The sequence below is a fragment of the Streptomyces inhibens genome, from assembly GCF_022221585.1.
GTDB lineage: Bacteria > Actinomycetota > Actinomycetes > Streptomycetales > Streptomycetaceae > Streptomyces > Streptomyces inhibens.
The window spans coordinates 1,984,654-2,010,207 of record NZ_CP084681.1 but is presented as its reverse complement, the minus strand read 5'-3'; the positions used below and the strand labels follow the sequence as shown (position 1 = coordinate 2,010,207).

At 72.0% G+C, this 25,554-nt stretch carries 25 protein-coding genes and 1 riboswitch; of the genes, 17 read left to right on the top strand and 8 right to left on the bottom strand.

Going from position 1 to position 25,554, the window contains the following annotated elements:
• Nucleotides 1-6 precede the first annotated feature (6 nt).
• Nucleotides 7-462, top strand: a complete 456-nt coding sequence (locus KI385_RS09335) for an Lrp/AsnC family transcriptional regulator (protein ID WP_128511086.1) — start codon at nucleotides 7-9, stop codon at nucleotides 460-462.
• 6 nt (nucleotides 463-468) lie between these two features.
• On the opposite strand, the gene KI385_RS09330 is transcribed toward KI385_RS09335, so the two are convergent.
• Nucleotides 469-957, bottom strand: coding sequence for a nuclear transport factor 2 family protein (locus KI385_RS09330; RefSeq protein WP_238571736.1), 489 nt, complete (start codon nucleotides 955-957; stop codon nucleotides 469-471).
• A gap of 18 nt (nucleotides 958-975) precedes the next feature.
• Nucleotides 976-2,445 carry an MFS transporter gene (locus KI385_RS09325; protein ID WP_238571735.1) on the bottom strand — a complete coding sequence of 490 codons (1,470 nt, stop codon included), beginning with the start codon at nucleotides 2,443-2,445 and terminating at the stop codon, nucleotides 976-978.
• Between the two features lie 54 nt (nucleotides 2,446-2,499).
• On the opposite strand from KI385_RS09325, the gene KI385_RS09320 reads away from it, so the two are divergent.
• The 3 genes from KI385_RS09320 to KI385_RS09310 all read left to right on the top strand — a co-directional run bounded on the left by KI385_RS09320 (nucleotide 2,500) and on the right by KI385_RS09310 (nucleotide 6,379).
• Nucleotides 2,500-3,453 (top strand): LysR family transcriptional regulator, encoded by a 954-nt coding sequence (locus KI385_RS09320; protein WP_238571734.1) that lies wholly within the window; start codon nucleotides 2,500-2,502, stop codon nucleotides 3,451-3,453.
• A 302-nt stretch (nucleotides 3,454-3,755) separates the two neighbouring features.
• A complete protein-coding gene (locus KI385_RS09315; protein WP_238571733.1) occupies nucleotides 3,756-4,571 on the top strand; it encodes a carbon-nitrogen hydrolase family protein in 816 nt (271 codons plus the stop codon).
• A gap of 107 nt (nucleotides 4,572-4,678) precedes the next feature.
• Complete coding sequence (locus tag KI385_RS09310; protein WP_238571732.1) at nucleotides 4,679-6,379, top strand: flavin monoamine oxidase family protein; 1,701 nt, start codon at nucleotides 4,679-4,681, stop codon at nucleotides 6,377-6,379.
• 54 nt (nucleotides 6,380-6,433) lie between these two features.
• Here KI385_RS09310 and KI385_RS09305 read toward each other — a convergent pair whose 3' ends face one another.
• Nucleotides 6,434-7,363, bottom strand: a complete 930-nt coding sequence (locus tag KI385_RS09305; protein WP_238571731.1) for an LLM class F420-dependent oxidoreductase — start codon at nucleotides 7,361-7,363, stop codon at nucleotides 6,434-6,436.
• Between the two features lie 102 nt (nucleotides 7,364-7,465).
• A complete protein-coding gene (locus KI385_RS09300; protein WP_281066815.1) occupies nucleotides 7,466-8,221 on the bottom strand; it encodes a DUF5995 family protein in 756 nt (251 codons plus the stop codon).
• 201 nt (nucleotides 8,222-8,422) lie between these two features.
• Here KI385_RS09300 and KI385_RS09295 point away from each other — a divergent pair, with 201 nt between their 5' ends.
• Nucleotides 8,423-8,875 carry a phospholipase gene (locus KI385_RS09295; RefSeq protein WP_238571730.1) on the top strand — a complete coding sequence of 151 codons (453 nt, stop codon included), beginning with the start codon at nucleotides 8,423-8,425 and terminating at the stop codon, nucleotides 8,873-8,875.
• A gap of 73 nt (nucleotides 8,876-8,948) precedes the next feature.
• Here KI385_RS09295 and KI385_RS09290 read toward each other — a convergent pair whose 3' ends face one another.
• Nucleotides 8,949-10,322 (bottom strand): uracil-xanthine permease family protein, encoded by a 1,374-nt coding sequence (locus KI385_RS09290; protein WP_238571729.1) that lies wholly within the window; start codon nucleotides 10,320-10,322, stop codon nucleotides 8,949-8,951.
• Nucleotides 10,323-10,484: 162 nt separating this feature from the next.
• Here KI385_RS09290 and KI385_RS09285 point away from each other — a divergent pair, with 162 nt between their 5' ends.
• The gene (locus KI385_RS09285; protein ID WP_238571728.1) at nucleotides 10,485-10,982 is read left to right on the top strand and encodes an acyl-CoA thioesterase; all 498 of its coding nucleotides are present in this window, start codon (nucleotides 10,485-10,487) and stop codon (nucleotides 10,980-10,982) included.
• Nucleotides 10,983-11,025: 43 nt separating this feature from the next.
• On the opposite strand, the gene KI385_RS09280 is transcribed toward KI385_RS09285, so the two are convergent.
• Nucleotides 11,026-12,255: an MFS transporter gene (locus KI385_RS09280; RefSeq protein ID WP_238571727.1), complete on the bottom strand. Its 1,230-nt coding sequence runs from the start codon at nucleotides 12,253-12,255 to the stop codon at nucleotides 11,026-11,028.
• A gap of 69 nt (nucleotides 12,256-12,324) precedes the next feature.
• Between KI385_RS09280 and KI385_RS09275 the strand changes: the two genes are divergently transcribed.
• A complete protein-coding gene (locus tag KI385_RS09275; RefSeq protein ID WP_238571726.1) occupies nucleotides 12,325-13,563 on the top strand; it encodes an ROK family transcriptional regulator in 1,239 nt (412 codons plus the stop codon).
• Here the strand turns inward: KI385_RS09275 and KI385_RS09270 are convergent.
• Complete coding sequence (locus KI385_RS09270) at nucleotides 13,533-14,321, bottom strand: SDR family oxidoreductase (protein ID WP_238571725.1); 789 nt, start codon at nucleotides 14,319-14,321, stop codon at nucleotides 13,533-13,535. The genes KI385_RS09275 and KI385_RS09270 overlap by 31 nt on opposite strands.
• A 188-nt stretch (nucleotides 14,322-14,509) precedes the next feature.
• A riboswitch (FMN riboswitch) is annotated at nucleotides 14,510-14,640 on the top strand.
• A gap of 155 nt (nucleotides 14,641-14,795) precedes the next feature.
• On the opposite strand from KI385_RS09270, the gene ribD reads away from it, so the two are divergent.
• The 10 genes from ribD to KI385_RS09220 all read left to right on the top strand — a co-directional run bounded on the left by ribD (nucleotide 14,796) and on the right by KI385_RS09220 (nucleotide 23,475).
• On the top strand, nucleotides 14,796-15,923 hold the full coding sequence (gene ribD, locus KI385_RS09265; protein WP_238571724.1) for a bifunctional diaminohydroxyphosphoribosylaminopyrimidine deaminase/5-amino-6-(5-phosphoribosylamino)uracil reductase RibD: 1,128 nt from the start codon (nucleotides 14,796-14,798) through the stop codon (nucleotides 15,921-15,923).
• Nucleotide 15,924: 1 nt separating this feature from the next.
• On the top strand, nucleotides 15,925-16,605 hold the full coding sequence (locus KI385_RS09260) for a riboflavin synthase (RefSeq protein ID WP_238571723.1): 681 nt from the start codon (nucleotides 15,925-15,927) through the stop codon (nucleotides 16,603-16,605).
• Entirely contained in the window at nucleotides 16,602-17,255 is a 654-nt protein-coding gene (locus tag KI385_RS09255; protein WP_238571722.1) for a nicotinamide mononucleotide transporter family protein, read from the top strand. The genes KI385_RS09260 and KI385_RS09255 overlap by 4 nt, the downstream gene beginning before the upstream one ends.
• On the top strand, nucleotides 17,252-18,532 hold the full coding sequence (locus tag KI385_RS09250) for a bifunctional 3,4-dihydroxy-2-butanone-4-phosphate synthase/GTP cyclohydrolase II (RefSeq protein WP_281066814.1): 1,281 nt from the start codon (nucleotides 17,252-17,254) through the stop codon (nucleotides 18,530-18,532). The genes KI385_RS09255 and KI385_RS09250 overlap by 4 nt, the downstream gene beginning before the upstream one ends.
• Before the next feature lie 55 nt (nucleotides 18,533-18,587).
• On the top strand, nucleotides 18,588-19,073 hold the full coding sequence (gene ribH / locus KI385_RS09245) for a 6,7-dimethyl-8-ribityllumazine synthase (protein ID WP_128509033.1): 486 nt from the start codon (nucleotides 18,588-18,590) through the stop codon (nucleotides 19,071-19,073).
• 34 nt (nucleotides 19,074-19,107) lie between these two features.
• On the top strand, nucleotides 19,108-19,380 hold the full coding sequence (locus tag KI385_RS09240) for a phosphoribosyl-ATP diphosphatase (protein WP_086720687.1): 273 nt from the start codon (nucleotides 19,108-19,110) through the stop codon (nucleotides 19,378-19,380).
• 51 nt (nucleotides 19,381-19,431) lie between these two features.
• Nucleotides 19,432-20,280 (top strand): ATP phosphoribosyltransferase, encoded by an 849-nt coding sequence (gene hisG / locus KI385_RS09235; protein WP_128509034.1) that lies wholly within the window; start codon nucleotides 19,432-19,434, stop codon nucleotides 20,278-20,280.
• 58 nt (nucleotides 20,281-20,338) lie between these two features.
• Nucleotides 20,339-20,791: a PH domain-containing protein gene (locus tag KI385_RS09230; RefSeq protein ID WP_238571721.1), complete on the top strand. Its 453-nt coding sequence runs from the start codon at nucleotides 20,339-20,341 to the stop codon at nucleotides 20,789-20,791.
• Between the two features lie 174 nt (nucleotides 20,792-20,965).
• Complete coding sequence (locus KI385_RS09225; protein ID WP_238571720.1) at nucleotides 20,966-22,348, top strand: hemolysin family protein; 1,383 nt, start codon at nucleotides 20,966-20,968, stop codon at nucleotides 22,346-22,348.
• A complete protein-coding gene (locus KI385_RS09220; protein WP_238571719.1) occupies nucleotides 22,345-23,475 on the top strand; it encodes a hemolysin family protein in 1,131 nt (376 codons plus the stop codon). The genes KI385_RS09225 and KI385_RS09220 overlap by 4 nt, the downstream gene beginning before the upstream one ends.
• 57 nt (nucleotides 23,476-23,532) lie before the next feature.
• Here KI385_RS09220 and KI385_RS09215 read toward each other — a convergent pair whose 3' ends face one another.
• A complete protein-coding gene (locus KI385_RS09215; protein ID WP_238571718.1) occupies nucleotides 23,533-25,446 on the bottom strand; it encodes an AAA family ATPase in 1,914 nt (637 codons plus the stop codon).
• Nucleotides 25,447-25,554: the final 108 nt, after the last annotated feature.

Here is a 25,554-nt window from a genome sequence, read left to right as displayed (position 1 = left end):
CCCGCAGTGCGACTGAACGATCTCGACGAACGCATCGTCCACGCCCTCGCCGAGGACGCCCGCCGCAGCTATGCCGACATCGGCCAGGAGGTCGGGCTCTCGGCGCCGGCCGTCAAACGCCGGGTGGACCGGCTGCGGGCCGACGGCGCGATCACCGGCTTCACGGTGCGGGTCGACCCGGCCGCGCTCGGCTGGGAGACCGAGGGTTTCATCGAGATCTACTGCCGCCGCAACACCTCGCCCGAGGCGATCCACCGCGGCCTGTCGCGCTACCCGGAAGTGGCGTCCGCCTCCACCGTCACCGGTGAGGCGGACGCCATAGTCCAGGTCTTCGCCGCCGATATGCGGCACTTCGAGCGGGTGCTGGAGCGGATCGCGGGCGAGCCGTTCGTGGAGCGGACGAAGTCCGTGCTGGTGCTCTCGCCGCTGCTGCGGCGGTACGGTTCGGGGGCGCCGAGCTAGCCGCGCTCAGGTCTGCGCTCCGAGGTCCGCGGGCACCCGTGGCGGGGTCCCCCGGGTCCATACGATGCGCAGCGACGAGGCGGCGATCCGCCAGCCGTCCGCTGTCCTGACCAGCTCGCTGTCCGCATGGCCCGCGGAGACGAAGACCTCCCCGGAGCCGTCCGCCAGGACATGGGTGCTCAGCTGGGCGCCGCGGGCGGTGGCCCGGTCGCCGTCGATCTCGATGACGGCGTTGGTGCCCAGGTGGACGGTGCGGTCGAAGAGCGCCATCGCGGCGCTGATGTGCGCCAGCAGGGCGGCCCGGCCGTGGACGGTGCCGATCGGCATCTCGGCGGTGACGTCCTCGGTGTGGAAGGCGCGGGCCCACGCCTCGTCGAACCTCCCCTCGTCCAGAGAGCGGAGGTAGCGGTCCAACAGGTCGCTGATCTCGGCCCGGTCGGTCAGGTGCTGGAGCTGGTGCCGCATCGCTTCGGTGTCCATGGATTCGGTGTCCATGGAGGAGAGCCTGCTGCCTCAAGCGCGCTTCAGGTCAAGCCCGGTGCTGTGATCGGCTCCTGCGCCGGTGCGCAGGCCGGCCACCACGGCGACGCCCACGACCAGCACCACGCCCGCCGCGATGCGGTAGCCCAGCGCCGTGGCATCGGTGAACGCGGTGGCCGGCGCGGCGCCGTGCCCGGTGCCCGAGGCGAAGCGCACCGACAGGACGGTGCCCACCACCGCGATACCCAGCGCCGCCCCCAACTCCCTTGCCGCGCCCTGGAGTCCGGAGCCCATCCCCGAGCGGCGGGCCGGCACCGACGCCACGATCGCATGCGACAGCGTCGGCATCGCCAGGCCCGCACCGGCCGACATCGTCAGGAGAAACACCAGGTAGAGGAGGTACGGCGTACCGGCGTCGGCGGTGGAGAGCAGCAGTAGCCCGGCCGCGATCAGCGCCAGACCCACACCGACCGTCCTGGCCTCGCCGGCCCGCGCTGCCCAGCGCATGCCGTACTTCGTCACCGCCATCATCCCGAAGGCCAGCGGCACGATCGCACAGCCCGTCTGGAGCGGTGAGTAGCCCTTCACGTACTGCAGGAACTGCGCGTTGACGTAGAACAGCGCGAACATCCCGAAGAAGGTGACGGCGATGCCGATGCTGCCGGCCCGCAGCCGCGGCAGCCGGAACAGCCGCGGGTCCAGCACCGGGTGCGCGGCGCGCAGTCCGTGCCGTACGAACACCGCGAACAGCACCAGCGCCAGGGCGAAGGCGCCGGTCACCGGGGCCGAGGTCCAGCCAAGGCCCGGGCCTTCGATGATCCCGAAGAGCAGCGCCGCCGCCCCGAGGACCAGCAGCGCCGAGCCCGGCACGTCGAGCGCCGCGGTCTGCCGCGGGACGCGGGGCGCGGACTGCGCGACCCGGACCAGCAGGGCCAGGGCCACCGGCACGTACACCCAGAACAGCCCCTGCCAGGGCAGGTACTGGAGGATCAACGCGCCGCCCGCGTTGCCCACCATCCCGCCGATGCCGACCGCCGCGCTCCAGGCGGCTACAGCCCCGGCCTTGCGGTCGGGCGGGGCCGCGTGCAGCAGTACGGACATGGTCGCCGGGACGAGCAGCGCGGCGCCCGCACCCGAGACGGCGCGGCCCGCCAGCAGCACCGGCAGACCGTTCGCCAGCGCGCTCAGCAGCGCGCCCGCCGCGAACACCCCGAGGCCGGTCAGCAGCACGCCCTTGCGGCCGAACCTGTCGCCGAGCGCGCCGGCCGGAATCAGCAGCCCCGCGAAGACCAGCACATAGGTGTCGACGATCCACAGCAGCTGGGCGGGGGAGGGGTGCAGTCCACTCGCGGCGATCTTGGGTATCGCCAGATTCATCGCGGCCACCAGCGACTGCGCGACCAGCACACAGGCGCACATCGTGGCCGTCACCGACCGCCGCCGCGCAGGTGGCGCGGCGGCGGTCGTGGGAGGGGAATCCGGAGGAGAAGCGGTCGAGGTCATGACAGGGACGCTAGAGTCCTGGTGAGTTGACCTCAAATGCAAGGTATGCACTCCATGATTGCGCGAAACGCAAACATCGACCTCAACCTGCTGACGGCGCTGGACGCCCTGCTCGAAGAGGAGAGCGTCACCGCGGCCGCCGACCGGCTCGGCCTCTCCGGACCGGCCATGAGCCGCGCGCTCGGCCGGATCCGCCGCACCATCGGCGACCCGGTCCTCGTCCGCGCCGGCCGCCACATGGTGCCGACACCGCGCGCCCTGGAGATCAGGGCCGAGGTGCGCCGTCTGGTGGAGGCCGCACACGGCGTACTGGCCCCGTCCGCGCCCGCCGACCCGGCCGAGCTGGCCCGGGTCTTCACCATCAACGCCAACGATCTCTTCGTCACCGCCGTCGGCCCACAGCTGGTCGCCCGCGTCGCCCAGGAGGCGCCCGGGGTCGTACTGCGCTTCCTCGGCGAGAGCCATATCGATCTGCCGCTGCTGCGTGACGGCGCCGCGGATCTGGAGCTGGGTGTCATCGACAGCCGCGAACCGGAGATCCGTACCGAGGAGCTGTTCGCCGACCACGGCATCGTGGTGGTGCGCGAGGGCCATCCGCTCACCACTGTGACGCTCACCGCGCGCCGCTTCGCCGACGCCCCGCACATCAACTTCTCCCGCCGCGGCCGGCTGACCGGCCCCATCGACACGGCGCTCGCCGCACGCGGGCTGCGCCGCAAGGTGATCGCCACCGTCCCGACCTTCGCCGCCGCCCTGATGATGGTCCGCGACAGCGACGCGGTCGGCCTGGCCACCGAGCGGATCGCGGCACGGGCGGTCCGCGCGCTGGGGCTGCGCACCCTGCCGATGCCGTTCGACCTGCCGCCGATGAACATGGCCATGGCCTGGCATCCCCGTCAGGAGGCCGACGCGGGACACCGCTGGCTGCGCGGACTCGTACGGCGGACGGTCGCGGAGTCGGTCGGCCCGGAGTCCGTCAGTGCTTCACCTGCCACGGCACGACCGTGACGTCACCGCTCTCCAGGATCTCGACAGGCGCCGACGCCACGCCGGTGGCGAGAATGACCCGGCATTGCCGCGCGGCGGAAGGGCGGGCCCCGCCCGTCCGGCCACGGGCCCACCCGCCCTCCGACCGACGCCCCGCACCCCCGCCCCCACCTGCGCGAACGCCGGACGCAACGAATCGCCGCAGAGTCCCTTGAACGCGCAATGAATCGTCCATCGGCGCGCAACGCTGGCGCCTTGTCCCGGATCGCCGGCGGCCCGTACCGTCAATGCGTCCCGCCCGAACCTTTCCGCCGAGGGGTCCCATGACGTCGCTGCACACCGCCCTGCTCCAGAGTTCGGGCCGGCCCGGCGATGTCGCGCACAATCTGCGGGTGCTCGACGACGCGGCCCGTGCGGCGGCCGCGACCGGCGCCGGACTGCTCGCCTGCCCCGAGCTGTTCCTGACCGGCTACGCCATCGGCGGCGATGTGCACCGCCTCGCCGAGACCGCCGACGGCGACAGCGCACAGGCCATCGGCAAGATCGCCGCCGAACACGGCATCGCGGTGCTCTACGGCTACCCCGAGCGCGCCGCCCACGACGAGCCCGACAGCGCCGCGGTCTACAACTCCGCGCAGCTCATCGGCCCCGGCGGCGAGCGCCTCGCGAACTACCGCAAGACCCATCTCTTCGGCTGCTTCGAGCGCGAATGGTTCACCCCGGGCGAGCAGACCGTCGTCCAGGCCGAGCTGTCCGGCGTCCGGATCGGCGTGATGATCTGCTACGACGTGGAGTTCCCGGAGAACGTCCGGGCGCATGCGCTGGCCGGCACGGACCTGCTGCTGGTGCCCACCGCGCAGATGCACCCCTTCCAGTTCGTCGCCGAGTCCGTCATCCCGGTCCGCGCCTTCGAGAACCAGATGTATGTCGCGTACGTCAACCGGGTCGGAGTGGAAGGCGAGTTCGAGTTCGTCGGCCTCAGCTGCCTGGCCGGCCCGGACGGTGTCGTACGCACCCGCGCCGGCCGCACCGAGCAGCTGGTGCGGGCCGAGGTCGACCCCGTCTTCCTGAAGGAATCCCGGGCGGACAACCCGTATCTGCACGACCGGCGGCCGGAGCTGTACGGCCCGCTGACGTGACCTGACCCCCCTCTCCCCCCTCCGTACCGGCGCCGGCCGTCCCCCCGGCCCGCGCCGCCGTGCCCCGCCCCGCCTGCTGTGCCCTGCCTGCAAGGAGTCCGTCCCCGATGACGTCCACGGTGCCCACCGCCGCCCACCACGCGGATGCTCAGCCGCCGATCACCATGTTCGGCCCGGACTTCCCGTACGCCTACGACGACTTCCTCGCCCACCCGGCGGGCCTCGGCCAGATCCCCGCGGTCGAGCACGGCAAGGAGGTCGCGGTCATCGGCGGCGGCCTCTCCGGCATCATCACCGCCTACGAGCTGATGAAGATGGGCCTCAAGCCCGTCGTCTACGAGGCGGACCAGATAGGCGGCCGGCTGCGCACCGTCGGTTTCGAGGGCACCCCGTCCGAGGCCGCCGGCCTGACCGCCGAGATGGGCGCCATGCGCTTCCCGCCGTCCTCGACGGCGCTCCAGCACTACATCGACCTGGTGGGCCTGCACACCTCGCCGTTCCCCAACCCGCTCGCCCCCGACACCCCGTCGACCGTCGTCGACCTCAAGGGCGAGTCGCACTACGCCGTCACCGTCGACGACCTCCCGCAGGTCTACCGCGACGTGATGAACGCGTGGAACGCCTGCCTGGACGAGGGCGCCGACTTCTCCGACATGAACCAGGCGATGCGTGAGCGCGATGTGCCGCGCATCCGCGAGATCTGGGCGCGGCTCGTCGAGAAGCTCGACAACCAGACCTTCTACGGGTTCCTGTGCGAGTCGGAGGCGTTCAAGTCCTTCCGGCACCGCGAGATCTTCGGCCAGGTCGGCTTCGGCACCGGCGGCTGGGACACCGACTTCCCCAACTCCATCCTGGAGATCCTGCGGGTCGTCTACACCGAGGCCGACGACCACCACCGCGGCATCGTCGGCGGCAGCCAGCAGCTGCCGCTGCGCCTGTGGGAGCGCGAGCCGGCGAAGATCGTCCACTGGGCGCCGGGCACCTCGCTGTCCTCGCTGCACGACGGCACGCCGCGCCCCGCCGTGACCCGGCTGCACCGCACCGCCGGCAACCGCATCACGGTGACCGACGCCGACGGCGACATCCGCACCTACGAGGCCGCCGTCTTCACCGCGCAGTCCTGGATGCTGCTGAGCAAGATCGCCTGCGATGACTCGCTCTTCCCCATCGACCACTGGACGGCGATGGAGCGCACCCACTACATGGAGTCCTCCAAGCTCTTCGTGCCCGTCGACCGGCCGTTCTGGCTGGACAAGGACGAGGACACCGGCCGGGACGTCATGTCGATGACGCTGACGGACCGTATGACGCGCGGTACGTATCTGCTCGACAACGGTCCCGACCAGCCCGCCGTCATCTGCCTCTCGTACACGTGGTGCGACGACAGCCTCAAGTGGCTGCCGCTGGAGGCGAACGAGCGGATGGAGGTCATGCTGAAGTCGCTGTCGGAGGTCTATCCGAAGGTCGACATCCGCAAGCACATCATCGGCAACCCGGTCACCGTGTCCTGGGAGAACGAGCCCTACTTCATGGGCGCGTTCAAGGCCAACCTGCCCGGCCACTACCGCTACCAGCGGCGGCTGTTCACCCACTTCATGCAGGACCGCCTCCCCGAGGACAAGCGCGGCATCTTCCTCGCCGGTGACGACATCTCCTGGACGGCCGGCTGGGCCGAGGGCGCGGTGCAGACCGCGCTCAACGCGGTGTGGGGCGTGATGCACCACTTCGGCGGCGCCACCGACGCCACCAACCCGGGCCCGGGCGATGTGTACGACGAGATCGCGCCCGTCGAACTGCCCGAGGACTAGCGGGACGGGGCCCGGCACCGCCGGGCCCCGTCTGCCGCCCCCGGCAGGCCCCCGCTAGACCCCGGCCTCCCGTGCCGCCGCGTACACCTCCGCCGCGAGATCCTTCAGCTCCTCGGCGTCCCGGGCATCGCCCTGCAGATCGATGAGGATCTCCTCCAGGCCCACCTCGGCATGCGCGAACAGATCCTCGACGATCTGCTCGACGCTGCCCTGGAAGGGGCTGCGGTCCGGGCCCGTGTACGCCGTGCCCGTATGCCGGGTGTTGACCCGCAACACGCTCTGCACCGGCTCCTTTCGCCCCCGCTCCGCGGCCAGCTCCCGCAGCTGCTCCCACTGTGTGGCGAGCGCCTCGGCGCCCATGCCGACCGGCATCCAGCCGTCCGCCCTGTCGACCAGCCGGCGCCGCGCGCGGGGGCTGGTGGCGGGCAGCAGGATCGGGATCGGCCGCTTCGGCTTGGGGCCGACGACGGACGGCGCGATGGTGGTCAGCGACCCCTTGTACGCCACCGGGTCCGGGCCCCACACCGTCCGGCAGACGTCGATCAGCTCGTCGAGGACCTTGCCGCGCTGCGCGAACGGGGCGACGGCGGCGGCCCTGTACTCGTCCAGCGACCAGCCCGTGCCCAGGCCCGCGACCACCCGGCCGCCGCTCGCCGCGTCCAGTGAGGCGAGGGTGCGGGCCAGCTGGAACGGGAGGTGCAGCGGGGCGACCAGCACGCTGGTGCCCAGCCGCGCCCGTTCCGTGGCGGCCGCGGCCAGCGTCAGCGTCACCAGCGGGTCGGCCACCGAGCGGTAGTGATCGGGCCAGGGCAGGCCCGGGATGCCGTACAGCCCCTGGGTGGCGGGTTCGGGGAACAGGATCCGCTCGAAGACCCAGAGGCTCTCGTAACCGGCCTGCTCCGCGGCCCGCGCCACGTCGGGCACGTCCCGTCCGATGTCGTACTGCCGCATCTGCGGAAGGCTCAGACCGAGTCGCATGGCCATACCTGCACTCCTTCGTGTCGCGGGGCTCCTCGCGCAACGTATCGCCGGGATACGGGAGTTCCGGGGCACGGCGCCGGAGTGGCGGCCGGGGTGGCGGCCGGGTCAGCCGGGCAGCGGAGTCAGCAGCATCCGCCCGACCAGGCCCACCCCGGCATCCAGCCGCTCGGTGAACTCCTCCGTCACATCCGGCAGCCGGCGTACGCTCCACAGCGCCCGGGCCGCCACCCAGGCGCCGTCCCTGGCCTTGTCCAGGCTCCACGACCCGATCAGATGCGTCAGCGGATCGGCGACGTCCAGCACATCGGGGCCGGGCATCAGCCGTTCACGGATCCGCTCCTCCAGGCTCGTCAGCACCCCGCCCACCCGGTCGAAGTCGGTCTCCAACGCGGCCGGTTCGCACTCCAGCGCCCGGCAGGTGTCCAGCACCGCGAGCGCCAGATCGTGGCCGATGTGGGCGTTGATCCCCGCCAGCGCGAACTGCAGCGGATGCACCCCCGGATGCCGGCGCAGCTGGAAGAGCGGCCGCCAGCAGGCCGGCGGCCGCAGCCCGGCGGCCGCGGCGTCCACCGCGTCGAAATAGCGCCGTGCGAAGCGCACATCCAGTTCGCCCGCGGCCACCGGATCCTGGAACGTGCCGTGCCCGATGCGCCCCGCCACCGCTTCGGTGACGGTCAGATAGACCCCGTTGAAGACGGCCACCCCGTCCTCGGCGGGCAGCGCCGCCGCCAGCGCCCGCATCCGCGCCAGCACCTCCGCCACGCCCCTCGCCGCGGCGTCCGCGCCGTCGGGGGGACCGGCCGCGGACCCCTCGGTCGTGTCCGGCCGGCCGGGGCCGCCGTATTGCTGAATCGTCGTCATCGGCTCAGCGTGACATCCGGATTGCTGATATCGGCGTATGCCGGTTGCCGTTGACCGGAACGGGGTAATAACCGGCGCGCCCTCTTGTGGCTCTGTCATTGATCCGCAAAGAGCGGCAACGGCCTTTGAGAAAGCCCCATATCTTTCGACGTTCCAGGAAGCGCCGCGGTGAACGCGGTGCAGAATTCCGGAGGTTGGAGTATGTCCCGAAGACTTTCCGCCGCACTCACCGCCCCGCTCCTGGGCATCACGGCCCTGCTGGCCGCCGCCCCGCCCCGGGCGGTGCCCGCCGACAAACCCCAGGTGCTGGCGAGTTGGACACAGACCGACGCGGCGAGCTACGGCAACTGGGTGGCGGCCCGCGGCGACCGGTCGAAATGGTCCGCCTACGCCTTCGACTGGTCCACGGATTACTGCTCGAAGTCCCCCGACAACCCCTTCGGCTTTCCCTTCGAGATCTCCTGCGCACGGCATGACTTCGGCTACCGCAACTACAAGAGGGCGGGCACCTTCACCGCTGACAAACCCCGGTTGGACAGCGCGCTGTACGCGGACCTGAAGCGGGTCTGCGGGCGCTACTCCGGCGCGAAGAAGACCTCCTGCAACGGACTGGCCTGGACGTATTACCAGGCGGTCAGGAAGCTCGGCAGCTGAGCCGGGCGGGCGGTGCGGGGCGCGGCGACCTGAGCGGCGCCGCGCCCCGTACCGGGGCCGGCCGGGCCGCCCTTCAGTCCTCGTCGTACGACGAGGCGCCCTCGTCCAGCAGCGGCGGCTGTACCTTCAGGTGTGCGGGGGCCATGGCGCGCAGCGCGTGGTAGCCGACGAGCACCACGATCGTGCCCAGCGCGATACCGCTCAGCTCGAAGTGCTCGCTGATGTGCAGACTGACGCCGCCGATGCCGATGATGATGCCCGCGGCGACCGGCACGAGGTGGAGCGGATTGCGCAGATCCACCTTGTTGTGCAGCCAGATCTGGGCACCGAGCAGGCCGATCATGCCGTACAGGATGACGGTGATACCGCCGAGCACCCCGCCGGGGATCGCGGCCACCACCGCGCCGAACTTCGGGCACAGACCGAACAGCAGGGCGAAGCCGGCCGCCGCCCAGTAGGCCGCCGTGGAGTAGACACGGGTCGCCGCCATCACTCCGATGTTCTCGGAGTAGGTGGTGTTGGGCGGGCCGCCGAGTGCGGTGGAGAGCACCGAGGCCGCGCCGTCCGCCGAGATCGCGGTGCCGAGCTCGTCGTCCAGCGGGTCGCCGGTCATCTCGCCGACCGCCTTGACGTGTCCGGCGTTCTCCGCGACCAGCGCGATCACGACGGGCAGTGCGACCAGGATCGCCGACCACTGGAAGGTGGGGCCGTGGAACGACGGCAGGCCGATCCAGTCGGCCTTGCCGACCGCGGAGAAGTCCAGCCGCCAGTGGTCGGTGACCTTCCCCGCGCCGTTCACCGAGTGGATCATCCCGAAGGCCCGGTCGAAGACCCAGGAGACGGCGTAGCCGAAGACCAGCCCGAGGAAGATCGCGATACGCGACCAGAAGCCGCGCAGACAGACCACGGCGAACCCGGTGAACAGCATGGTCAGCAGCGCCACCCACTGGTCCTGCGGCCAGTACGTACTCGCCGTCACCGGTGCCAGGTTGAAGCCGATCAGCATCACCACCGCGCCGGTGACCACCGGCGGCATCGCGGCATGGATGATCCGCGCGCCGAACCGCTGCACGGCGAGGCCGACGAGAAAGAGCGCGATACCGACCACCAGGACCGCGCCGGTGACGGTCGCGCTGGTGCCGCCCTGCGCCCGGATGATCGCGGCGACGCCGACGAACGAGAGTGAACAGCCCAGGTACGAGGGCACCCGGCCCCGGGTGGCCAGCAGGAAGATGACCGTCGCGACACCGGACATCATGATCGCGAGGTTGGGGTCGAGCCCCATGAGGACCGGCGCGACGAAACTCGCGCCGAACATGGCGACGACATGCTGCGCGCCCAGGCCGACGGTGCGCGGCCACGACAGCCGCTCATCCGGTCTGACCACGGCTCCGGGGGCCGGGTTGCGCCCGTCGCCATGCACGGTCCAGCGCACGCCGAGGCCCATGACTGCTCCACTTCTTCGTCACGGGGTCTTCGTAACGAGGTCTTCACATTGGGGGGACAAAGCATTCTAAGCAGCCGCTTACGATGGCTCCGACCCGCCACAGCGGCACCACCCGCACCAACCGCTGGGGCAACCGCACAAGAACCACAGGAGCGTCAACCCGTGAGCGTCGCACCCCTCCAGGCCGCCCACCCCGTTCCGTACGGGCAGCTGGTCCCCGTCACCGTCCACTTCGACGACCTCGACGCGCTCGGCATGCTCCACAACTCCCGCTACCCGCTGCTGGCCGAGCGCGCCTGGGCGGAGTACTGGCACGGCCAGGGCTTCGGCTTCGACGGCGACTGGACCGCCGCGGGCGACATGTGCAACGTCATCAAGGAGATGCGGGTCTCCTACGAGCGCCCGGTCACCCGCCCCGGCCACTACGCCGCGCACCTGTGGGTCGAACGCCTCGGCCGCACCGGTCTCACCTACGGCTTCCGGCTCTGCTCGGCCGACGGCACCGAGACCTACGCCCAGGGCCACCGGGTGCTTGTCCGCGTCGACGCGCAGACGCTGCGCCCCACCCCGTGGTCGGACCGCGCCCGCGCGATCGCCGCGGAGCTGCTGCGGCCGGCGGACCCGGACGGCGGGACGGGTACGGAGGCCGACGCGGCCTGAGGGGCGGGCGCGGACCGGACGATCCGCGCCCCCCCCGCTCACCTCACGACGGTTCCAGGTCCGTCGCCGGCTCCGCCACGCGTGTGCGCGCCTCGCGCCCCGGCACCCGCAACACCCGCGCGCCCACCACCAGTCCGAGCGTCAGCGTCGAAACCAGCATGAACGACACGGTCAGCGAGGTCGCCTGGGCGATACCGCCGATCGCGGACGGCGCGATCAGACCGGAGGTGTAGGTGATCGTGGCCACGCCCGCGATCGCCTGGCTGGGCGCGGGACCGCTGCGCCCGGCGGCCGCGAAGGCGAGCGGGACGACGACCGCGATACCGAGGCCCACCAGGCCGAACCCGGCCATCGCCATCGCCGGATGGCTCGCCGCGACGATCAGCAGGCCGCCGGCCGTCGCCAGCACCCCGCCCGCCCGCACCGTGCGCACCGCGCCGAAGCGGGCCACCACCTTGTCGCCGGCCAGCCGCGCGATCGCCATCGTGCAGGCGAAGGCGGTGGTCGAGGCGGCCGCCAGGCCCGCATCGGTGCCCAGTTCGTCCCGGAGATAGACCGCCGACCAGTCCAGGCCGGCGCCCTCCGCGAAGACCGCACAGAAGCCTATGGCCCCGATGATCAGTGCCGACCTGGGCGGCAGCGCGAAGCGGGGCGGCGGATGCTCCTCGGGGGCGCTGCGCAGATCCAGTACGCCCTGGCAGGCGAGCGCGCCGAGCACGGTCAGTACGAGCGCGGAGCCGGTCAGATGGAGCCGGGCGTCCCACCCGGCGTGTGCGGCGACGGTGCCGACCGCCGAGCCGAGCAGCGCGCCCGCGCTCCACATGCCGTGCAGCCCCGACATGATCGGCTTGCCGAGCCGATCCTCGGTCTCCACACCCAGCGCGTTCATCGCCACGTCCGACATGCCGGAGGACGCCCCGTACACCAGCAGCGCCGGGCACAGTGCGTACAGGCCGGGGGAGAGGGCGGGCAGGATCAGCGAGAGGGTCCACAGGGCGAGCAGACCGCGCAGCGCGGTGCGGGCGCCGAAGCGGTGGCTGATCCGGCCGGCCAGCGGCATCGCCAGGGACGCACCGATCGCCGGGAAGGCGAGGGCCAGGCCGAGTTGGCCCGCTGAGATGCCGGTGTGGTCCTGGATCCAGGGGATGCGGGTGGCGAAGTTGCCGGTGACCGATCCATGGATGAGGAACACCAGGGCAACGGCCCAGCGCGCGCGGCGCAGCCTGTTGCTGGTGAGGGGGAGGACGTCGTCGTGGACGCCGGTGCCAGCCATGGGCGGTAAACTATCAGGAAGCCTGCCTGATAATAAGAGACCGGATCGACAGGATGAAAGAATCCCGTCATGCATGCACCGCGCGCGGCGGCCGCCGGCCGCACCGCCTCACCGACCACCGCTCGGCTGATCAACGATCGCCTGGCGCTGCAACTCCTGCAGTCCGAGGGGCCTCTGACGGCGGGTCAGCTCAAAACGCTGACCGGTCTGTCCCGGCCGACCGTGGCGGATCTCGTCGAACGCCTCCAGGAGGCCGGTCTGATCGCCGTGGTCGGCGAGAGCGGTGCGCAGCGGCGCGGCCCCAACGCCCGGCTCTACGGGATCGTCGCCGACCGGGCCCATCTCGTCGGCCTCGATCTGCGCACCCACAGCGTCGCCGTCGCGGTCGCCGACCTCCTGGGAAAGGTGCGCGCCGAGCAGACCGTCCCCATCGGCCCGGACGACACCCCCGACACGGCCGTCGCCGCCTCCCTCGCCGCGGTGGACAAGGCCCTCGCCGCGGCGGGCGCCGGCCATCCGCACACCCTCGCCGTCGGCGCCCCCGGCCTGGTCGACCCCGCCACCGGCCGGCTCGGCAGCATCGACTGGATCCCTTCCTGGCACGCCGCGCTGGTCGCTGAACTGCGCGACCGGATGGCCGTACCGGTCCTGCTGGAGAACGAGACCAACCTCGCCGCCATCGCGGAGCAGCGCGACGGCGCGGCCCGCGACCACGACACCTTCGTCCTCCTGTGGCTCGGTCATGGCACCGGCGCCGCGGTGGTCCTGGACGGCAAGCTGCGGCGCGGCGCCTCCGGCGGCACCGGCGAGATCGGTTTTCTGCCGGTCCCCGGCACCGAAGCGCTGCCCTCCGCGAGCGGCTGCGACGGCGGCTTCCACTCGCTGGCCGGCTCCGCCGCGATCTGCGCACTCGCCGCGGAACACGGCATCCGGGCCCCGGGCGGGACCGGCAGCCAGGCCGACGCCGCCTCCGAGACCGACGCACCGCCCGCCGAGGCCCTGGTGCGCGCCGCCGTGGCCGCCGGTGACGCCGGTGCCGCGTTCCTCGACGCGCTCGCCGCGCGGGTCTCGCTCGGCGTGGCGGCCGTGTGCGCCGTGCTCGACCCCGGGTGTGTGGTGCTCGGCGGCGAGATCGGCCTGGCCGGCGGCGACGCGCTCGCCGACCGGGTCGCCGGCCATCTGGCCCGCCTCTCCCCGCTGCGCACCGACGTACGCGCCGGGGCGGTCGGCGGGCGGGCGGTCCTGCGGGGCGCGGTGCTGGCCGCGATGGACGCCGCTCAGAACGAGCTGTTCGCCCCCGCGGGCTGAGCGCGCTCGGCCAGGAACTCGGCGTACGTCCGCCGCCCGTCGGCGTGCTCCGGTGTGAGGTTCCCGCCGCGGCGCAGCGCCGCGGCCCCCGAGCCCGGCAGCCACAGCGGCATCAGCAGCCGGCGGCGCCCGCCCGCCTCCAGCGTGGCCCGTACGAGATCCCGGGCCGTCAGTACCTCCGGGCCGCCCATGTCCGCGACCCGGCCGGCCGGTTCGCCCGCCGCCAACTCGGCCAGCCGGTCGGCCACTTCGCGTACCTCGACGGGCTGGACCCTAATGCCCGTCGGTACCGGCAGCACCGGCGACCGGGCGCCCGCCTTGATCACCCCGAGCACCAGATTGTGGAACTGCGTCGTCCGCAGCACCGTCCAGCCGAGACCGGAGTCCTCGATCAGCCGCTCGACCGCGAGCTTGGTGCGGTAGTAGCTGATCGGGACCCGGTCCACCCCGACGATCGAGATGTACACCAGATGCGGGACGCCGGCCGCCTTCGCCTCCTCGACCAGCCGCCCGGCCGCCTCCGCGTCACCGCCGGTCGGCGTCGTGGCGCAGTGCACGATCGCGTCCGCGCCCGCCATCGCCTCGGCCAGGCCGGTGCCGTCGTGCAGATCGACCGCGTACGACCGCAGCCGCGGCCGCTGGGTGCCGGTGTGCGGCCGCCGGCTCAGCGAGCGGACGTCATGGCCGTCGTCGAGCAGCCGGTCGACCAGGGGCCGCCCGAGCGTGCCCGTGCCGCCGGTCACCAGAATTGTCGCCATCGCGGATCAGTCCTTGAGGGGGAGAGGGGATGCGCACCCTGTGGGGCGCGTGCTTCTCCGCTATGACGAATCACCTGCGCCGTCTGTGACAGTCGGCGCGCCGGGCGCTGTGAGGCAGCCCACAGCGCTTCGCTCGCATGGGCGACGATCAGGCGTGGCAGACTGAAGCTGTACTGACATAAAAGCAGCAGCGCACTCCGGGGTCGGTGTAATTCCGAACCGGCGGTTATAGTCCGCGACCCGTCCGCAGCCAGCGGCCGGTTGAGCAGGTGAAATTCCTGCACCGACGGTGAAAGTCCGGATGGGAGGCAGTGCGCGGCGGGCGAGCTTCGGTACACCGCCGTCGGCGGCGCGTCCGGTCATTTTCCCGGACGGGTCCGTGTATGTCCGGCCGCGGTGTCCCCGTGGCGTCGTTTCCGCTTCTGTCGTTCCAGACAGCCCCGGAGTCCGTGCCTTGAAAGGCAGGAGGACCCGGTGGCCACCGCAGCCCCCGTCGAGACCGCGGCGATGCGCCGAGCCATCGAGCTCGCCGCGCGCGGCCTCGGGCACACCAGCCCCAACCCTGTCGTGGGCTGTGTCGTCCTGGATTCCGAGGGCCGTACGGCGGGCGAGGGCTGGCACCAGCGGGCCGGCGGGCCGCACGCCGAGATCCATGCACTGCGCGCCGCCGGCGAGCGGGCCCGGGGCGGCACCGCGCTGGTCACCCTCGAACCCTGCAACCACACCGGCCGCACCGGCCCCTGCGCCCAGGCGCTGATCGATGCCGGGATCGCCCGGGTCGTCTACGCCGTCTCCGACCCCAACCCCACCGCCACCGGCGGCGCCGTCACCCTGGCCGAGGCCGGGATCGACGTCGAGGGCGGACTCCTCGCCGACGAGGCCACCGCCGGCAACGAGGCCTGGCTGACCTCGGTCCTGCGCGGCCGTCCCTTCGTGCTGTGGAAGTACGCCGCCACCCTCGACGGCCGGATCGCCGCAGCCGACGGCACCAGCCGCTGGATCTCCTCGCCCCGGTCACGCGCCGATGTGCACCGGCTGCGGGCCGCCGCGGACGCCGTGATCGTCGGCTCCGGCACCGCCCGCGCCGACGACCCCCAGCTCGGCGTCCGGATCAGCGGGCTGTCCGACGACGAGATCAGCCAGCCGCTCCGGGTCGTCGTCGACTCCGGCGCCACCGCCGTCAAGGCCGGCGCCCGCGTCCTGGACGGCACCGCACCCACCCTCGTCGCGGTCGCCGAGGACGCCGACGCCGCCCATCTCGAAGGCCTCGCCCCGCTGCTCCGGCTGCCGCGCGCCGCCGACGGGCGCGGCCTCTCCATCCCCGCACTGCTCCAGGCCCTGTACGCGCGCGATGTCCGCTCCGTACTGCTCGAAGGCGGGCCCACGCTCGCCGGGGCGTTCCTCGCCGCCCAGGCCGTCGACAAGGTCGTCGGCTATCTCGCCCCGTTGCTGCTCGGCGCCGGACCGGCGGCCGTCGGCGACGCCGGAATCACCACCATCGCCCAGGCGTTGCGGCTCGATGTGACCGACACCGAACGGCTCGGCCCCGATCTGCGTATCACCGCCACCCCCATCCGCCGCACCCTCCACGAGGAGAACTGAAGTGTTCACCGGAATCGTCGAAGAACTGGGTGAGGTCGTCGCCGTCGAGAACCTCGGCGACAGTCCCTCAGCCACCGCTGGGGGTGCCCCCAGTCGCTCCGCTCGCTTCCGACTTCGCGGCCCCGTCGTCACCGAGGACGCCAAGCACGGCGACTCGATCGCCGTCAACGGCGTCTGTCTGACCGTCGTGGACACCGCCGACGGTGAATTCACCGCCGATGTGATGGCCGAGACCCTCAACCGCTCCAGCCTCGGTGCGCTGGCCGCCGGCTCGCGCGTCAACCTGGAGCGCCCGATGGCCCTCGGTGGACGGCTCGGCGGACACCTCGTCCAGGGGCATGTCGACGGCACAGGCACCATCGTCGAGCGCACCCCCGCCGAGCACTGGGAGATCGTCAAGATCGCGCTGCCGGCGGCGCTCGCCCGCTATGTCGTCGAGAAGGGCTCGATCACCGTCGACGGCGTGAGCCTCACCGTGGTCGACGCCGCGGACGACTACTTCACCATCAGCCTCATCCCCACCACCCTCGCCCTGACCACCCTGGGCATCAAGAAGGTCGGTGACCCGGTCAACCTTGAGGTCGACGTCCTCGCCAAGTACGTCGAGCGGCTGCTGGGCCAGGGCACGTCGCCCACGTCGGACATCAAGGATCTTGAGGAAGTCAAGGAGATGGACCGGTGAGCGTCCTCGACCCGCTGAACGGTGTGGCCTTCACGGCCTTCGGCCAGCACGTCATCTGGTCGGACATGATCGGCAACACCATCGGTCTGGCCGCCCTGGCGCTCGGCTGGCGGCGCTCGATATGGACCTGGCCCGCCCAGCTCCTGTCCGGCGTGATCCTCGTCGCCGCCTATGCCTCCGCCCACCTCAGCGGCGGCGTCGGCAAGCAACTCCTCGTCATCGGCGTGGCGTTGTGGGGCTGGCGGCAGTGGCGGCGCGGCCGGCAGCAGGCCCAGGACGGCTCCATCGCCGTGCGGTTCGCCACCTGGCGCGAGCGCGGACTGCTGCTCGGCGGCACCGTCGTGGGCACCGCGGCCGTCGGCGGTCTGTTCACCCTGATGCCGCAGCTGTCCTGGAACCCCTGGCCGGACGCCTACATCTTCGTCGGCACGCTCGCCGCGATGGTCGCCCAGGCCCGGGGGCTGGTCGAGTTCTGGTTCGCCTGGCTGCTGGTCGACCTCGTCGGCGTCCCGCTCGCCTTCAGCAGCGGGCTCGTCTTCTCCGGCTTCGTCTACGTCGTCTATCTCGCCCTCGTCGTGTGGGGCATGCGCGACTGGTGGCTGCGCTCGCGCGCCGAAGGCCGCCCCGTCCTGGAAGGAGCAGCGGCATGACCGCACTGCAGAGCTGGTACGACGCCGAATCCCTGGTGCTCGACCCCGTCGAGCAGGCCATCGCCGATATCGCCGCCGGCCGCCCCGTCGTCGTCGTGGACGACGAGAACCGCGAGAACGAGGGCGACCTCGTCATCGCCGCGGAGAAGGCCACCCCCGAGATCGTCGCCTTCATGATGAGTGAGTGCCGCGGACTGATCTGCGCCCCCATGGAGGGCCCGGAACTGGACCGGCTGGAACTCCCGCAGATGGTCGAGCACAACACCGAGTCCATGCGGACCGCCTTCACCGTCTCCGTCGACGCCACCGCGGCGCACGGCGTCTCGACCGGTATCTCCGCCGCCGACCGCGCCACCACCCTGCGGCTGCTCGCCTCCGGGGAATCGGTGGCCGGTGACTTCGTACGGCCCGGCCATATCTTCCCGCTGCGCGCCCGGCCCGGCGGTGTGCTGGTCCGCAACGGCCACACCGAGGCCGGCGTCGACCTCGCCCGGTTGGCCGGACTGCGCCCGGCCGCCGCCATCGTGGAGATCGCCGGCGAGGACGGCACGATGCTGCGGCTGCCCGAGCTGGTGCCGTTCGCCCGTAAGCACGGTCTGTCGATCATCTCCATCGAGGATCTGATCGCCTACCGGCAGACCTCCGAGCCCACCGTCCGCCGCGAGGCCGAGACCCGGCTGCCCACCGCGCACGGCGAGTTCACCGCGTACGGCTACCGCTCCACCGTCGACGGCGTCGAACACATCGCGCTGGTCGCCGGCGAGCTCGGCAACGGCGAGGACGTCTTGGTCAGGGTCCACTCCGAGTGCCTGACCGGCGATATCTTCCACTCGCTGCGCTGCGACTGCGGCCCCCAGCTGGAGGCCTCGCTGCAGCGGATCGCCGAGGCCGGCCGCGGCGTGGTCATCTACCTCCGCGGCCACGAGGGACGCGGCATCGGACTGCTGTCCAAGCTGCGCGCCTACGAACTCCAGGAGCGCGGCCGCGACACCCTCGACGCCAACCTCGAACTGGGGCTGCCCGCCGATTCCCGGGACTACGCCGCGGGCGCGCAGATGCTCCAGGACCTGGGCGTCCGCTCGCTGCGCCTGATGACCAACAACCCCGAAAAGACCGCCGCCCTGGTGCGGCACGGCCTCAAGGTCACCGGCCGTGAGCCGATGCCCGTCAAGGCCGGCGAACACAATCTGCGGTATCTGCGCACAAAGCGGGACCGGATGGGCCACGACCTGCCCTGGCTGGACTCCGACCGTGCGACCACCTGCGGCAACCAGTAACCACCCGGCACGACATCACCGAACCCCCAGCACCACCACCCGTACGAGGAGAACCGTGAGCGGCAAGGGCGCACCCGAACTGACCGTGAAGAACTGTGGCGACCTGCGGGTGGCCGTCATCGCGGCGCAATGGCACGAACAGGTCATGGACGGCCTCGTGGACGGCGCACTGCGCGCCCTGACCGAGCTCGGCATCGACGAGCCGACGCTGCTGCGGGTGCCCGGCGCCTTCGAGCTGCCGGTCGTCGCCAAGGTCCTGGCCGGCCGCGGCTATGACGCGGTGGTCGCCCTCGGCGTGGTCATCAAGGGCGGCACCCCGCACTTCGACTATGTCTGCCAGGGCGTCACCCAGGGCCTGACCCAGGTCTCGGTCGACACCGGTGTACCGGTCGGCTTCGGCGTGCTGACCTGCGACACCGAGCAGCAGGCGCTGGACCGGGCCGGCCTGGAGGGATCCACCGAGGACAAGGGCCACGAAGCGGTCACCGCCGCGGTCGCCACCGCCGCGACGCTCCGTTCCGTGTCCGAGCCCTGGCGCTGAGGAGAGCGGGCGACCGCGTAGGGTAGTCACCATCATGTCCAAGAAGACTTTCGAGGAGCTGTTCTCCGAGCTCCAGCAGAAGGCCGCCACCGGCGACCCCGCGACCTCCCGTACCGCCGAGCTGGTACAGGCCGGTGTCCATACGATCGGCAAGAAGGTCGTCGAGGAGGCCGCCGAGGTGTGGATGGCCGCCGAGTACGAATCCGACGAGGCCGCCGCCGAGGAAATCTCCCAGCTCCTCTACCACCTCCAGGTCATGATGGTCGCCAAGGGCATCTCCCTCGACGACGTCTACGCCCACCTCTGATCCGCCCCCGCACCCACCCCAACACCCTTAGCTGCAAAGGAACTCGCTCTCATGCTGCGCATCGCTGTCCCCAACAAGGGTTCACTGTCCGAGCCTGCGTCGGCGATGCTCCATGAGGCCGGCTACCGCCAGCGCAAGGACCGCAGGGAACTGGTCCTGGTCGACGCCGAGAACGAGGTCGAGTTCTTCTTCCTCCGCCCGCGTGACATCGCCGTCTACGTCGGCTCCGGCAAGCTCGACATCGGCATCACCGGCCGTGATCTGCTGCTGGACTCCGGCTCGCCGGCCGAGGAGATCCTCCAGCTCGGCTTCGCCGGATCGACGTTCCGCTACGCCACGCGTCCGGGCACCGCCAAGGACGTCAGCGAGTTCGGTGGCATGACCATCGCCACCTCCTTCGCAGGCCTGGTCACCCAGCACCTCGCCGACAACGGCGTGGACGCTTCCGTCGTCCACCTCGACGGCGCGGTGGAGACCGCCATCCAGCTCGGCGTCGCCCAGATCATCGCGGATGTGGTGGAGACCGGCACGACGCTGCGCAACGCCGGCCTGGAGATCATCGGCGAGCCGATCCTGAAGTCCGAGGCAGTGGTCATCCGTGGCACCGGCGCACCGGACGACGACCCGAAGGTGCGCCAGTTCCTCCGCCGTATGCAGGGCGTCCTGGTGGCCCGGCGCTACGTGATGATGGATTACGACATCCGTGTCGAGCACGTCGAGAAGGCTGTGGACCTCACTCCCGGCCTGGAGTCGCCGACCGTCTCCCCGCTGCACCACGAGGGCTGGGTCGCGGTCCGCTCGATGGTCCCGTCCAAGGACGCCCAGCGCATCATGGACGAGCTCTACGACCTCGGCGCCCGCGCGATCCTGACCACCGGCATCCACGCCTGCCGGCTCTGACGCACCGCCACCGGCCACCCGAACGCACCGCTTCACCCACCGACGGAAGACCGACGACGTGTCCGCGCCCCTGCCCAGCCTCCCGGTGACGTTCCGGCCGACCCGCACCCGGGCCGTCCTGTACGCCGTCGGCATCGCCCAGCTCACCGCCCTCACCGCGATCGCGCTGCTGCTGCCGAAGCTGAGCGGCGGCGAGCGGGCCAGCTTCGTCGTCACCGGACTGCTGGTGCTGGCCGTCCTCCTGCTGCTCAGCCGCCCCAAGGTGGTCGCCCGGCAGGAGGGCGTCACGGTGGTCAACCTCACCACCAAGCGCGAACTGGCCTGGGCCCAGATCCTGCGTGTCAACCTCCGTGCCGGCGACCCCTGGGTCCACCTCGACCTCGCCGACGGCACCAGCCTGCCCGCCATGGGCATCCAGCCCGGCATCGCCAAGGACCAGGCCATCCGGGACGCCCGCGCGCTGCGCGACCTCACCGAGAAGCACGGTGCGCTCGACCACACGGCCGGGTGAGCCTGCCCTAATCCGGGCCCCGCTGTTTACTCTGTTCTCCGGGGCGCGCCGTGCGCCCCGCCCCTCAGTGGGCCAACTGCGACCCGAGGAGTGACTCCCTCCGGCAATGGACGGATCGTCCTGTAGTACCTGCGCCGCCCCTCCCCAACCCCCGCATACCACGGAGGCGGCGGCATGACCGGCCCCTTGCTGCTGCTCGCGGCGGCCCTCGTCCTGATCCTGGCCAACGGTTTCTTCGTCGCCGCGGAGTTCGGACTCGTCACCGTCGAGAAGGCGGACGCCGAACGAGCCGCGGCCGACGGCGACCGCCGCGCGCACACCGTCGTCTCCGCCCTGCGAGAACTCTCCTTCCAGCTGTCCGGCACCCAACTGGGCATCACGATCACCTCATTGGTGGTCGGTATGCTCGCCGAGCCCGCGCTGGCCCAGCTGCTGGACGGCCCGCTGCTCGCCGTCGGCCTGCCCAAGGGCGCGGTCCCCGGCGTCGCCGTCGTCATCGGCATGCTGCTGGCCTCGGCCGTCCAGATGGTCATCGGCGAGCTGGTGCCCAAGAACTGGGCGGTCTCCAAGCCGCTGCAGGTCGCCCGCGTCGTCGCCGGCCCGCAGCAGGCCTTCTCACGCTTCTTCCGCCCGGTGATCACCCTGCTGAACACCGTCGCCAACCGCCTCGTACGCGCCCTGGGCGTGGAGCCGACCGACGAGCTGGCCTCCGCCCGCACGCCCGGCGAGCTGGTCTCGCTGGCCCGGCACTCCGCCCGCGCCGGCGCGATCGAGCAGGACACCGCCGACCTCTTCGTCCGCACCCTCTCGCTGGGCGATCTGACCGCGGAGAACGTCATGACGCCGCGCGTACGGGTCAGCGCCCTGCAGGCGTCCGCGACCGCCGAGGACGTGGTCAACCTCACCCGCGCCACCGGACTCTCCCGCTTCCCCGTCTACCACACCCGGCTCGACGAGGTCGTCGGCATGGTGCACCTCAAGGACGCCCTGGCCGTCCCCGCGCACGACCGGCTGCGCACCCCGGCGGGACGGATCGCCGTGCCGCCGCTGCTGGTGCCCGAGACGCTGCCGGTGCAGCCGCTGCTGGAGCGGCTGCGCAGTGAGCAGCCGATCGCGGTGGTCGTCGACGAGTACGGCGGCACGGCCGGCGTCGTCACACTGGAGGACATCATCGAGGAGCTCGTCGGCGAGGTCCGTGACGAGCACGACGGCGTGGACCTGCCCGAACTGGGCCAGGCCCCGCCCGAGGACGGCCGCCCCGCCTGGGACGCCGACGGCGGCTGCCGGGTCGACACCCTGCGGCGGATCGGCCTGGACGCCCCCGAAGGACCGTACGAGACGGTGGCAGGACTGGTGGCACACATACTCGGCCGGATCCCGGCCCCCGGCGACACCGCGGAGCTCGACGGCTGGCGGCTGCGGGTGCGGCTGGTGTCGCACCACCGCGCCGAGCGGATAAGACTCGTACGGACCGCCCCCGCCGCACCCGCTGCGGCGCCCGTCGCCCCCGGGACGTCCCGTGAGCCCGCCGCGGTCGGTGCGGAGGTGGCCCGATGATCCTGGCCCAGCTGCTCTTCGCGGTGCTGCTCGTACTCGCCAACGGCTTCTTCGTCGGCGCCGAGTTCGCCCTGGTCTCCGTCCGCCGGAGCCAGATCGAACCGCTGGCGACGGAAGGCTCCACACGGGCCCGGCAGGTGCTGCACGGCCTGGAGAACCTCCCGCAGATGATGGCCGCCGCCCAGTTCGGCATCACCGTCTGCTCGCTGACCCTCGGTGCGGTCGCCGAGCCGACCGTGGCCCACCTCCTGGAGCCGGCCTTCGAGGCCGTCCGGCTCCCCGCGGCGCTGGTCCACCCGCTCGGCTATGTCATAGCCCTGGCACTGGTGGTCTTCCTCCACCTCGTCATCGGCGAGATGGTCCCCAAGAACCTGGCGATGGCGGCGCCCGAGAAGACCGCCCTGTGGTTCAGCCCAGGTCTGGTCGCCTTCGCGCGGCTGTGCCGCCCGGTCACCGCGCTGCTCGGCGCATGCGCCCGAGGGGTGCTGCGGATCTTCCGCGTCGAGCCGAAGGACGAGGTCGAGGCGGTCTTCACCAGCGAGCAGCTGACCCATCTGGTCGAGGACTCCGGCCAGGCGGGCCTGCTCGAACCGGCCGAACAGGAGCGCCTCTCCGACGCGCTGGAGCTGGGCAGCCGCCCGGTCACGGATGTTCTGCTCGACCGGGCGGGCCTGGTGACCGTCGAGCCGACGGTGACGCCCCGCCAGGTGGAGGAGCTGACCGTACGCACCGGCTACTCCCGCTTCCCGGTGTGCGCGTCCGGCGGCGCGTACATGGGCTACCTGCACGTCAAGGACGTCCTCGACCTGGAGGAGCGGGACCGCGCGGTGCCCCAGCGCGTCTGGCACCCGATGACCACGCTCCGCGCCGAGCTGCCCCTGGACGATGCCCTGACGGCGATGCGCAGGGCCGCCTCCCATCTGGCGGCGGTCGCCGACGCGACCGGCCGGGTGCTCGGCCTGGTCGCCCTGGAGGACGTCCTGGAGATGCTGGTCGGCGAGGTCCGTGACCCGTCCCACCACCGGGCTCCCGCCGCGCGCGCCGCCCGGCGTGACACGGGGGAGCGCGTCACCGAGCCCCGCGAGGAGGCGTCGCTGCCCACGGAGGACCGGGCGCTGGCGGGCTGAGCCCGCGGCGCGCTGCCCGGCAGAGGCCCGTCCGGGGGAGATCTCCCGGCACGGGCCTCAGTGGTCCGGTCCCTTCGGCGGCCCCTGGATATCGGGGCCCCGCCCCGAGAGGACCTCGCCGTACGCCTGCATCAGGTCGGGCAGCCGTAGGGTGGCGAGGTCGTCGCGGGTGGGCGTGCCACGCCAGGTGGAGAGCCGCAGATCGCGGTAGGCGCAGCTCTTCTCGTAGAGGGTGCGCAGAAAGCGGCCGTTGCCGAGCTCGTCGATCCAGCCCTGCTCGACGACATGGCCGCTGATGCTGCACAGCTCGTCGCGGGCCTCCTCGTCCCAGCGGTCGCCGTTCTCGGCGGCCAGTACCTCGCCGATGGCGGTCAGCTCCAGCGGCCGGTAGCTGGGGAAGTCGACGCGGCTGGTGAAGCGGGAGGACAGGCCAGGGTTGGCGGCCAGCAGCCGGTCCATGCCCTCCGGGTAGCCCGCCAGGATGACGACGAGGCGGTCACGGTTGTCCTCGGCGCGCTTGAGCAGCACCTGTAGCGCCTCGTCGCCGTACGCATCGCCCTTGCTGTAGCCGGAGTTGGACAGGCTGTACGCCTCGTCGACGAACAGCACACCGCCCAGCGCCGAGTCGATCAGCTCATTTGCCTTGACGGCGGTCTGGCCGAGGAACTCGCCGACCAGATCCGCCCGTTGGGCCTCCACGAGATGGTCGCCGCCGAGCAGACCCAGGGCGTAGAAGACCCGCCCGAGTATCCGGGCCACGGTCGTCTTGCCGGTGCCGGACGGGCCGGAGAAGACGAAGTGCCGCTTGGGGGGCTGCACCGGCAGACCCTGGCTCGCACGCAGCCGCGCCATCCGCAACTGGGCCGACAGCGCCCGTACTTGCCGCTTGACCGGCTCCATGCCGACCATCCGCTCCAGCTCCGCCAGCGCCTTCTCCAGCAGCACCGGATCGGCGGGCCCGGCGGGCAGCCGCTCGACGCCGCGCGGCCCCGGGGCCGCGGCCTTGACCCGGGCCGCGGTATCGCCCCCGGCCGGCGCCCCGCCCAGCTCGCCGACCGGTTCGCCGTCCGGCCCGTCGGCCTCGCCGGTCACCAGCAGCTCACGGCCGTCGACCGGGTCGAGCGGGGCCGGCGGATCCGGATCGCCGCCGGCCTCCTGGCCGAGGCCGGACGCGGAGACCGTCGCGAGATCCGTGCCCTCGTCCAGGCCGTCCACCTCCGTGATGGCGGCGAGCCGCGCCGCGGTGTCCATGAACGCCGGGTCGACGCGGTGCACCGCGCGGTAGAGGGGGAGCGCGGCGGCGCTGCGGCCGGTGCCCTCATGGGCGCGGGCGAGCCAGTAGCGCAGCTCCTTGCGCTGCGGCTGCTCGCTGCGGCACCGCATCAGCGCGGCGGACAGCAGCGGCACCGCCTGGCCGTACATCTCCAGCCGCACCCGGGCCATCCCGCCGAACAGCCCGGCCTCGATGCCCAGCACCGGGTCGCCCAGCAGCGGCTCGGTGTGCCGTACGAGCTGGTCCCAGTCCTTGACGAGATAGGCGCGGCAGGCGTGCAGAAAGCGCACCTGGGGGTCGGTGTCCACCGGCGGGCAGCCGGCCAGCGCCTGGTCCAGCTCGGCGACATGGCGGCCGTCGAGCCAGTGGGAGGCGTGGGCGAGCAGCAGATCACGGCCGGTCTCCAGCACCGGCTGGACCCACCAGCCCAGCCAGTACCAGGAGTTGAGGGTGCGTCGGTGACGGGCGCGCATCTCACCGAAGCGGTCGCGATGGCGGTGCATCCGCAGCAGCGCGATGGAGGTGTCGGCGCGCAGCGCGTGCAGGCCGAGCCAGGCGTCGGCCATCGACGGATCGAGCCGCACCGCGGCCCGGAACTCCTCCTCCGCCTGCGGATAGGCGCCTACGGTGTAGGCGTCGACCGCGCGCAGCCAGGCGAGCTCGGCCGGGGCGGGCGAACCTTGAGTGCCGACATCCATCCCGTCCCCCCACAAAACGTCCCCCGTGTGTGCCTCCGGGCAAGTGCCGGGCCGCAGCCTTCCGAACCGGCATACGGCGGGCGGGAGTTGACCGTCGCCGCACGCATC

Excerpts from the sequence above, each read along its gene's own strand:
- KI385_RS09315 (WP_238571733.1), top strand. The coding sequence starts at position 3,756 with ATGACGTCGCTGCACACCGCCCTGCTCCAGAGTTCGGGCCGGCCCGGC.
- KI385_RS09300 (WP_281066815.1), bottom strand. The coding sequence starts at position 8,221 with ATGACGACGATTCAGCAATACGGCGGCCCCGGCCGGCCGGACACGACC.
- KI385_RS09215 (WP_238571718.1), bottom strand. The coding sequence starts at position 25,446 with ATGGATGTCGGCACTCAAGGTTCGCCCGCCCCGGCCGAGCTCGCCTGG.
- hisG (WP_128509034.1), top strand. The coding sequence starts at position 19,432 with ATGCTGCGCATCGCTGTCCCCAACAAGGGTTCACTGTCCGAGCCTGCG.
- KI385_RS09325 (WP_238571735.1), bottom strand. The coding sequence starts at position 2,445 with ATGACCTCGACCGCTTCTCCTCCGGATTCCCCTCCCACGACCGCCGCC.
- KI385_RS09280 (WP_238571727.1), bottom strand. The coding sequence starts at position 12,255 with ATGGCTGGCACCGGCGTCCACGACGACGTCCTCCCCCTCACCAGCAAC.
- KI385_RS09290 (WP_238571729.1), bottom strand. The coding sequence starts at position 10,322 with ATGGGCCTCGGCGTGCGCTGGACCGTGCATGGCGACGGGCGCAACCCG.
- KI385_RS09310 (WP_238571732.1), top strand. The coding sequence starts at position 4,679 with ATGACGTCCACGGTGCCCACCGCCGCCCACCACGCGGATGCTCAGCCG.
- KI385_RS09240 (WP_086720687.1), top strand. The coding sequence starts at position 19,108 with ATGTCCAAGAAGACTTTCGAGGAGCTGTTCTCCGAGCTCCAGCAGAAG.
- KI385_RS09320 (WP_238571734.1), top strand. The coding sequence starts at position 2,500 with ATGATTGCGCGAAACGCAAACATCGACCTCAACCTGCTGACGGCGCTG.
- KI385_RS09275 (WP_238571726.1), top strand. The coding sequence starts at position 12,325 with ATGCATGCACCGCGCGCGGCGGCCGCCGGCCGCACCGCCTCACCGACC.
- KI385_RS09295 (WP_238571730.1), top strand. The coding sequence starts at position 8,423 with ATGTCCCGAAGACTTTCCGCCGCACTCACCGCCCCGCTCCTGGGCATC.
- KI385_RS09220 (WP_238571719.1), top strand. The coding sequence starts at position 22,345 with ATGATCCTGGCCCAGCTGCTCTTCGCGGTGCTGCTCGTACTCGCCAAC.
- KI385_RS09250 (WP_281066814.1), top strand. The coding sequence starts at position 17,252 with ATGACCGCACTGCAGAGCTGGTACGACGCCGAATCCCTGGTGCTCGAC.
- KI385_RS09225 (WP_238571720.1), top strand. The coding sequence starts at position 20,966 with ATGACCGGCCCCTTGCTGCTGCTCGCGGCGGCCCTCGTCCTGATCCTG.
- KI385_RS09270 (WP_238571725.1), bottom strand. The coding sequence starts at position 14,321 with ATGGCGACAATTCTGGTGACCGGCGGCACGGGCACGCTCGGGCGGCCC.
- KI385_RS09305 (WP_238571731.1), bottom strand. The coding sequence starts at position 7,363 with ATGGCCATGCGACTCGGTCTGAGCCTTCCGCAGATGCGGCAGTACGAC.
- KI385_RS09330 (WP_238571736.1), bottom strand. The coding sequence starts at position 957 with ATGGACACCGAATCCATGGACACCGAAGCGATGCGGCACCAGCTCCAG.